Source organism: Micromonospora sp. ATLC20, from assembly GCF_057196585.1.
In genome coordinates this window covers 1-7,831 of the sequence record NZ_JBXUOV010000229.1, presented here as the reverse complement: position 1 = coordinate 7,831, position 7,831 = coordinate 1, and the positions used below count along the sequence as shown (strand labels likewise).

Sequence of the window (7,831 nt, the reverse complement as noted above, 5' to 3'; positions counted from 1 at the left end):
GCCCGGCGGCGCCCGGCCGCGCCCGGCGGCCGCCGCGCCGTGCCCCGTCACCCGCGCGGGTGGCCGGACGGCATACACTCTTCGTCGCCACCGGGGTGTGGCGCAGCTTGGTAGCGCACTCGCTTTGGGAGCGAGGGGCCGTGGGTTCAAATCCCGCCACCCCGACTGTCGTTCGCGACCGGATCGTCCCGGGAACCGCCGGTTTTTTCCGCGCGGTGCCCGGGCCCTGCCGATGCCGTCGGCCGGCTCGCCTACACTCGATGCGCGCAATCACGCCCCAGAACCAACACCCAGATCCGTCAAGGAGTACGCCTGTGAAGAGCACCGTCGAGACTCTGAGCCCGACGCGCGTGCGGCTCGCCATCGAGGTGCCGTTCGTCGAGCTCGAGCCGAGCCTCAAGAAGGCGTACCGGGAGATCGGCCAGCAGGTCCAGGTTCCCGGCTTCCGCCGGGGCAAGGTCCCCAGCGCGGTGATCGACCAGCGGGTGGGCCGGGGGACCGTCCTCAACGAGGCGATCCAGGAGGCCATCCCGCAGAACATCCTGGCCGCGGTCCGGGAGCACGACCTGAAGACGCTGGGCCGTCCCGAGGTCGACATCACGGAGTTCAACGACGGCGACTCGCTCAACTTCACCGCCGAGGTGGACGTCCGGCCGGAGATCACCCTGCCGGACCCGGCCACCATCGAGGTGACCGTCGACGAGATCCAGATCGCCGACAGCGAGATCGACGAGCAGATCAACAGCCTGCGCGAGCGGTTCGCCACGCTGAAGACCGTCGAGCGGGCCGCCCAGGAGGGCGACTTCGTGCAGATCGACCTGAACGCCACTGTCGACGGCGAGGAGGTCCCGGGCGGTTCGGCGAGCAACATCTCGCACGAGGTGGGCAGCAAGCAGCTCCTGCCGGGTCTGGACGAGGCGCTGGTCGGCCTGGCCGCCGGCGACAGCACCACCTTCACCACGCAGCTCGTCGGCGGCGACTACGCCGGCCGCGACGCCGACGTGGCGGTGACCGTCCGCACGGTCAAGGAGAAGGAGCTCCCCGAGCTCAACGACGACTTCGCGCAGATGGCCAGCGAGTTCGACACCATCGACGAGCTGCGCGGCGACCTGCGGGAGCGGGTCACCCGGGGCAAGCAGGTCGAGCAGATCTACGCCGCCCGTGACAAGGCCCTGGAGCAGATGGTGGCCGCCGCCGAGGTGCCGGCGCCCGAGGGCGTCGTCAAGGAGGAGGTCGAGAGCCGCAAGGCCGCGATGGTCGACCAGCTCGAGCGCATCGGCGCCTCCCTGGAGGAATACCTCGCGGCGGAGGAGAAGACCGAGGAGCAGATCGACACCGAGCTGACCGAGGCGGCGACCGACGGCGTCAAGATCCAGCTCCTGCTGGACACCCTGGCCGACGCCGAGGACGTGCAGGTCTCCGACGACGAGTTCGGTCACGAGATCGTGCACCGGGCGCAGCGCGCCGGCATGGCCCCGCAGCAGTACTACGACCAGCTGGTCCGCTCCGGCGCGGCCGCGGCCGTCTTCGGCGACGTCCGCCGGGGCAAGGCGCTCGCCGCGGTGATGGAGAAGATCAAGATCAAGGACTCGGCGGGCAACGAGGTCTCCCTCGACGCCCTGCGGGCCCAGAACGAGGCCGAGCACGACCACCAGCACTGATCATCGGGGGTCTCGGCCGCCGTCCCGCGCTGCGCGCCGGGAGGCGGCCGAAACCCTTTCCTGGGTACGCCGTGCGGGTGACTGCGCTGAGAGCGAACAGTGCCCCGACCGGGAGTACGCCTCCCGGCTGAGCGGTTAGTGTCGGGTAGGACGGTACGGAGAGCGAAGGGCTGCCATGACCGACATGCACATCCCCAAGAAGTCGCTCCGGGTGAACGAGGCCCGCGGTGGCGACTCCATTGGCAACCTCGACGACTCGGTCTACAACCGGTTGCTCAAGGAACGGATCATCTTCCTCGGCAGCGAGGTGAACGACCAGGTGGCCAACCGCATCTGCGCGCAGCTCCTGCTGCTCGCCGCGGAGGACCCGGACCGCGACATCTTCCTCTGGATCAACTCGCCGGGTGGCTCGGTCTACTCCGGCATGGCGATCTACGACACCATGCAGTACATCGACAACGACGTCTCGACAGTGGCGATGGGCATGGCGGCCTCCATGGGCCAGCTGCTGCTCTGCGCGGGCACCAAGGGCAAGCGGTACGCCCTGCCGCACGCGCGGATCATGATGCACCAGCCCTCGGGCGGTCTCGGCGGCACCGCGTCGGACATCGCGATCCAGGCCGAGCAGATGCTCTACACCAAGCGGATGTTCCAGGAGCGGGTCGCGTTCCACACCGGCCAGTCCCAGGAGCAGATCGAGGCCGACTCGGACCGCGACCGCTGGTTCACCGCCCAGGAGGCCATGGACTACGGCTTCATCGACAAGGTGATCATCGGGGCCGCTCAGGTTCCGGATGGCGCCGGGACCCTGAGCTGAGCGAGGAGCTGACGATGACCGACCTGAGCCTGCCGCCCCAGTTCGCGGCCGTGCACAACCGCTATGTCCTGCCGTCGTTCGTCGAGCGCACGTCGTACGGGATGAAGGAGTCCAACCCGTACAACAAGCTCTTCGAGGACCGGATCATCTTCCTCGGCGTCCAGGTGGACGACGCGTCGGCGAACGACGTGATGGCCCAGCTGCTGACGCTGGAGGGCACCGACCCGGACCGCGACATCATCATGTACATCAACTCGCCCGGTGGCTCCTTCACGGCCATGACGGCGATCTACGACACCATGCAGTACGTCCGCCCGGACATCCAGACCGTCTGCCTCGGGCAGGCGGCGAGCGCGGCGGCGGTGCTGCTCTCCGCGGGCACCCCGGGCAAGCGGATGGCGCTGCCCAACTCCCGGATCATCATCCACCAGCCGGCCACCGAGGGCGGTTACGGCCAGGGCTCGGACATCGAGATCCAGGCGCGGGAGATCCTGCGGATGCGGACGCAGCTGGAGGACATGCTCTCCCGGCACTGCAACCGCCCGATCGAGCAGGTCCGCAAGGACATCGACCGTGACAAGATCATGACGGCCGAGGAGTCCAAGGAGTACGGGCTGGTCGACACGATCCTGACCAGCCGCAAGAAGGGTCTGCTGGCGTCGCACGCCGCGGGCTGACCAACGTGTGGTCGGAGGTCGATCGGGGTATCGTTCCCGGTCGACCTCTGACACACCCGTTTTGGGGGTCGGAGAAAACCCGGCCACCGGGTAACGTCGGGTCTGTACCGCTCCGCCGGTCGGATCAGGTGGAGCCGACAGCATGGTGGGACGACAGGACGGACGGGCGCTCCGGCGCCCGCAGGTCAGGGCCGGCGTTCCGGCCGACGAGTGCAGGGAGAACGTAGGTGGCACGGATCGGTGACGGCGGCGACCTACTGAAATGCTCGTTCTGCGGCAAGTCGCAGAAGCAGGTCAAGAAGCTCATCGCGGGCCCTGGTGTCTACATCTGCGACGAGTGCATCGACCTCTGCAACGAGATCATCGAAGAGGAGCTGGCCGAGTCCGGCGAGGTGAAGTGGGAAGAGCTTCCCAAGCCGATGGAGATCTGCCAGTTCCTCGACAACTACGTCGTCGGTCAGGAGCAGGCCAAGAAGGCGCTCGCCGTCGCGGTCTACAACCACTACAAGCGGATCCAGGCCGAGGCCGCCGGCGCGCCGGGTTCCGGCACCGACGGCGTCGAGCTGGCCAAGTCGAACATCCTGCTGCTCGGCCCGACGGGCTGCGGCAAGACGCACCTGGCGCAGACGCTCGCCCGGATGCTCAACGTCCCGTTCGCGATCGCGGACGCCACCGCGCTCACCGAGGCGGGCTACGTCGGCGAGGACGTCGAGAACATCCTGCTGAAGCTGATCCAGGCCGCCGACTACGACATCAAGCGCGCCGAGACGGGCATCATCTACATCGACGAGGTCGACAAGATCGCCCGCAAGTCGGAGAACCCGTCGATCACCCGTGACGTCTCCGGCGAGGGCGTGCAGCAGGCGCTGCTGAAGATGCTCGAGGGCACCGTCGCCAACGTGCCGCCGCAGGGCGGGCGTAAGCACCCGCACCAGGAGTTCATCCAGATCGACACGACGAACGTGCTGTTCATCTGCGGTGGCGCGTTCGCCGGGCTCGACCAGATCATCGAGGCCCGCACCGGCTCCGGCGGCACCGGCTTCGGCGCCCGGCTCCGGTCGGTGTCCGAGCGGTCGACCGACGACATCTTCAGCCAGGTCATGCCGGAGGACATGCTGAAGTTCGGGCTCATCCCCGAGTTCATCGGCCGGCTTCCGGTGATCACCAACGTGCGCAGCCTCGACCGTTCCGCGCTGGTGCGGATCCTCACCGAGCCGCGTAACGCGCTGGTGCGCCAGTACCAGCGCCTGTTCGAGCTGGACGGCGTCGAGCTGGAGTTCGAGCCGCCCGCGCTGGAGGCCATCGCCGACCAGGCCATGCTCCGCGGCACCGGAGCCCGCGGCCTGCGGGCGATCATGGAAGAGGTGCTCCTCTCCGTGATGTACGAGGTGCCGAGCAACCCCGACGCCGCCCGGGTGCTGATCACCCGCGAGGTCGTCCTGGAGAACGTCAACCCGACGATCGTGCCCCGCGAGTTCACCGGCCGGCGCCGGCGGGACCGCGAGGAGAAGTCGGCCTGACCGCCGTTCGCGACCGCGCCCGGGTCAGCTCGGGCGCGGTCCGCGTGAACGGGTCCGCCGGTCCCACTCGCCCGACGGGGTGACCACCACCATCATCAGGCGCACCGGCCCGTCACCGGCGGTGCGGTAGCCGTGTTCCCGGTCGGCGTGGAACTCGACCGTCTCGCCGGCGCGTACCTCGTGGTCGACACCGTCGACGGTGACGGTCGCGGCGCCGTCGAGCACGTGCAGGATCTCCCGGGTGCCGTGGGCGTGGTCGGAGGAGCGCAACGCCTCCCCGGGTTCCATCCGCCAGTCCCACAGCTCGACCAGGTCGGGTTCGCCGAGTCCGCTGAGCAGACGCGCCACGCCGCCGCTCGGACCGCGCCACAGCACCGGCGCCTCGTCCGCCGCGCTGACCCGTACCGTGTTCTGTTCCGCCGGCTCCAGCAGCCGGGCGATGCTGACGCCGAACGCGTCGGCGACCCGGCAGAGCGTGCCGATGCTCGGGTTGGTGCGTGCCCCCTCGATCTGCACCAGCATGCCCTTGCTGACCCCGGACCGGCCGGCCAGTTCCTCGAACGACCAGCCCCGCGCCGCTCGCAGCTCACGTACCTGGCGGGCGACGGCTGAGGTCACCGCGCCGACCCGTCCACCGGTCTCGGTCATCACACTGTCCTTCGCGGTCACTATTGTGGTACGACTGCGGGGTGCTCCCCATTGTCCTCGCCGCCGTGTCCGCGCTCGCCTTCGGCACCGCCGACTTCGCCGGCGGCAAGGCGTCCCGGCGCGCCGACCCGATCGCCGTGACCGTGGTGTCACAGATCCTCAGCGTTCCGCTGCTGCTCGTCCTCGTCCTCGTGGTGCCCGGCACGCCGAGCCCACTCGACCTGGGCTGGGGCCTGCTCGCCGGGGTAGCCGGCGCGGGCGGCGTCATGCTGCTCTACCGCGCGCTCGCCACCGGCGTGATGGCCGTCGTCGCGCCGGTCACCGCGATCACCGCAGCGATCGTGCCGATCGTCGCCGGCCTGGTCCTCGCGCACTCGCCGGGTGCTGTCGCGCTCGGCGGCGCCGCGCTCGCCGTGGTCGCCATCGGCCTGGTCAGCCTGGGCGAGCGCGGTGCGGCACGCCGCGTCTCCGGCCGCGTGATCGGCATGGCACTGGCCGCCGGGCTGCTCTTCGGCGTCTTCTTCGCGCTGCTCGGCCAGGCCGACGAGGCGGCCGGCATGTGGCCGGTTCTTGCGGTACGCGTCAGCTCGATCGCGTTCGGCCTCGCGCTCGCCGTGCGTACCGGCGCACGCCTGCGACTGGGACGGCGAGTCCTCGGCTGGGCCGCGACCGCCGGCCTGCTCGACTCCGCCGCCAACGCGCTGTTCCTCGCCGCCGCAGGCCGGGGGCACCTGAGCGTGGTAGCCGCCATCGCCTCGCTCTACCCGGCGAGCACCGTCCTGCTCGCGCTCGCCGTGGACCGGGAACGGCTCCGGCCGGCGCAGGTCGCAGGGCTCGGCTTCGCCGCGGCGGCGCTCGTCCTGTCCAGCGTCTGAGCCCTGTCGCGCGCCCCCTTCCGCCCGTACCCTCGGGTCATGCGCGTCGCCGTCTGCCAGCTCAACGCCCGCGACGACCGGGCGGCGAACCTCGCCGCCGCCGAGGCCCTGCTGGTCAGGGCCGCGGCGGCCGGCGCGGATCTCGCGGTCCTTCCGGAGTACGTCGACTACCTCGGTCACGCCGACCGGATGCCGCCGGCCGAGCCGGTCGACGGGACTGTGGGGCGGTTCTTCGCGGAGACCGCCCGCCGGTTGGGCATGTGGGTGATCGCCGGCTCGTTCCACGAGGCCGGTCCGGACCCGGCGCGCACCTGGAACACCTCGCTGGTCTTCGACCGCGAGGGCGCGCTCGCCGCCACCTACCGCAAGATCCATCTGTACGACGTGGAGATCCCCGGCCGCGTCTCCTACCTCGAGTCGGCAACCGTCGCGCCGGGCGAGAAGCCCGTGGTGGTCGACGTCGAGGGTCTGCGGGTCGGTCTGTCCATCTGTTACGACCTGCGGTTCCCGGAGTTGTACCGGCAGCTCGCGACCGACGGCGGCGCCGAACTGCTCGTAGTGCCGGCGGCGTTCATGATGCACACCGGGCGGGACCACTGGGAGGTGCTGCTGCGCGCCCGGGCGATCGAGAACCAGTGCTTCGTGGCGGCGGCCGGACAGACAGGTGACCACGACCCGGGCCGGACCTGCTTCGGGCGCAGCATGGTGGTCGACCCGTGGGGGACCGTGCTGAGCCAGGTCGCCGACGGCCCCGGGCTGGCGGTCACCGAGATCGACCTGGAGCGCCTGCGGACGATCCGCGCCGAGCTGCCCAGCCTGGCCAACCGCCGGCTCTGACCCGAGGTCAGCCCCCGAAGAGCAGGCCCAGGGCGGCGATCCCGGCGATCGCCGCCGCGGTGACCAGGAGAGCGGTGGTCATCCGCGATGGGCCGCGCCGGGCCAGGCGCCTGATCGACAGCACCAGTACGGCGAGCACGACGGCCCCGATCACCAACTGCCAGAACGGCAGCAGGAGGCCGAGCAGAGCGTCCTCGGCGACGGCCGGGACCGGGGACGGATCATCCATGCCGACCACTCTGGCACGGCACCGCACCGGACGACCCCTCCGACCGCGCTCGCCGCGGAAACGGCTGGCGTTCACCAAATGACGATCATTGATTTGCCTTCCGAGGCGGGTCCGCGTAACTTTCTCTCTGCACGCGGGAGGCCGGGCAGACCGGCCGAGAACGGGCGCCAGGCTGGTGGCGGTGACGCCGAGCCAGACTGAGATTCGGGCGGTGCACGGCACTCCGGGACACGGAGTTGCGAACGCGAAGCCGACCGGGTAGAGTTCGAAAGCCGGCAGGGAGCCGGGCGGGTGGTCGCGAGAGCGACGCCGGCCGGTCCGCCGAAACCCACGAGAGCAACGACCGCCGGAAACGGTGAGCGTCAGCGTGGGTCTGGTCGAGCCAAGTTGATCACCTCGAACGCGAGGTTGACGACGGAAGCAAGACCGAGTAGGTTGGAGAGATTGCCCCAAACGGGGGTTCCGCTGGTAGCGGTGCTTCTGGTTGGTGTGTGGTTGTTCTTTGAGAACTCAACAGGGTGCTTGTAAAGCCAGTGCCAATTGTTTTATACCCCGGACTGGTGGCTG

Annotated in this window: 8 protein-coding genes and 1 tRNA gene; 7 read left to right on the top strand and 2 right to left on the bottom strand. The window is 69.9% G+C overall.

From position 1 onward, the window contains the following. Positions 1-91 precede the first annotated feature (91 nt). The 5 genes from AC2CHG_RS28350 (at position 92) to clpX (ending at position 4,675) form a co-directional block, all read left to right on the top strand. Positions 92-165 (top strand) — tRNA-Pro (locus tag AC2CHG_RS28350). A 149-nt stretch (positions 166-314) separates the two neighbouring features. Beyond that, positions 315-1,661: a trigger factor gene (gene tig, locus AC2CHG_RS28345; protein WP_181726551.1), complete on the top strand. Its 1,347-nt coding sequence runs from the start codon at positions 315-317 to the stop codon at positions 1,659-1,661. A gap of 175 nt (positions 1,662-1,836) precedes the next feature. Continuing rightward, positions 1,837-2,478, top strand: a complete 642-nt coding sequence (locus tag AC2CHG_RS28340; protein ID WP_018786886.1) for an ATP-dependent Clp protease proteolytic subunit — start codon at positions 1,837-1,839, stop codon at positions 2,476-2,478. A gap of 14 nt (positions 2,479-2,492) precedes the next feature. Continuing rightward, positions 2,493-3,155: an ATP-dependent Clp protease proteolytic subunit gene (locus tag AC2CHG_RS28335; RefSeq protein WP_013288034.1), complete on the top strand. Its 663-nt coding sequence runs from the start codon at positions 2,493-2,495 to the stop codon at positions 3,153-3,155. Positions 3,156-3,382: 227 nt separating this feature from the next. Next, on the top strand, positions 3,383-4,675 hold the full coding sequence (clpX, locus tag AC2CHG_RS28330) for an ATP-dependent Clp protease ATP-binding subunit ClpX (RefSeq protein WP_091423211.1): 1,293 nt from the start codon (positions 3,383-3,385) through the stop codon (positions 4,673-4,675). Between the two features lie 24 nt (positions 4,676-4,699). Here clpX and AC2CHG_RS28325 read toward each other — a convergent pair whose 3' ends face one another. Further along, positions 4,700-5,323 carry a helix-turn-helix domain-containing protein gene (locus tag AC2CHG_RS28325; protein ID WP_484525945.1) on the bottom strand — a complete coding sequence of 208 codons (624 nt, stop codon included), beginning with the start codon at positions 5,321-5,323 and terminating at the stop codon, positions 4,700-4,702. A 41-nt stretch (positions 5,324-5,364) separates the two neighbouring features. Here AC2CHG_RS28325 and AC2CHG_RS28320 point away from each other — a divergent pair, with 41 nt between their 5' ends. Next, the gene (locus tag AC2CHG_RS28320) at positions 5,365-6,198 is read left to right on the top strand and encodes an EamA family transporter (RefSeq protein WP_366624842.1); all 834 of its coding nucleotides are present in this window, start codon (positions 5,365-5,367) and stop codon (positions 6,196-6,198) included. A gap of 39 nt (positions 6,199-6,237) precedes the next feature. After that, positions 6,238-7,035, top strand: a complete 798-nt coding sequence (locus tag AC2CHG_RS28315) for a carbon-nitrogen hydrolase family protein (protein ID WP_366624840.1) — start codon at positions 6,238-6,240, stop codon at positions 7,033-7,035. A gap of 7 nt (positions 7,036-7,042) precedes the next feature. Here AC2CHG_RS28315 and AC2CHG_RS28310 read toward each other — a convergent pair whose 3' ends face one another. Beyond that, positions 7,043-7,264 carry a hypothetical protein gene (locus tag AC2CHG_RS28310; protein WP_013288029.1) on the bottom strand — a complete coding sequence of 74 codons (222 nt, stop codon included), beginning with the start codon at positions 7,262-7,264 and terminating at the stop codon, positions 7,043-7,045. Between the last annotated feature and the right edge of the window lie 567 nt (positions 7,265-7,831).

Excerpts from the sequence above, each read along its gene's own strand:
- AC2CHG_RS28325 (WP_484525945.1), bottom strand. The coding sequence starts at position 5,323 with ATGACCGAGACCGGTGGACGGGTCGGCGCGGTGACCTCAGCCGTCGCC.
- AC2CHG_RS28335 (WP_013288034.1), top strand. The coding sequence starts at position 2,493 with ATGACCGACCTGAGCCTGCCGCCCCAGTTCGCGGCCGTGCACAACCGC.
- AC2CHG_RS28310 (WP_013288029.1), bottom strand. The coding sequence starts at position 7,264 with ATGGATGATCCGTCCCCGGTCCCGGCCGTCGCCGAGGACGCTCTGCTC.
- AC2CHG_RS28315 (WP_366624840.1), top strand. The coding sequence starts at position 6,238 with ATGCGCGTCGCCGTCTGCCAGCTCAACGCCCGCGACGACCGGGCGGCG.
- AC2CHG_RS28340 (WP_018786886.1), top strand. The coding sequence starts at position 1,837 with ATGACCGACATGCACATCCCCAAGAAGTCGCTCCGGGTGAACGAGGCC.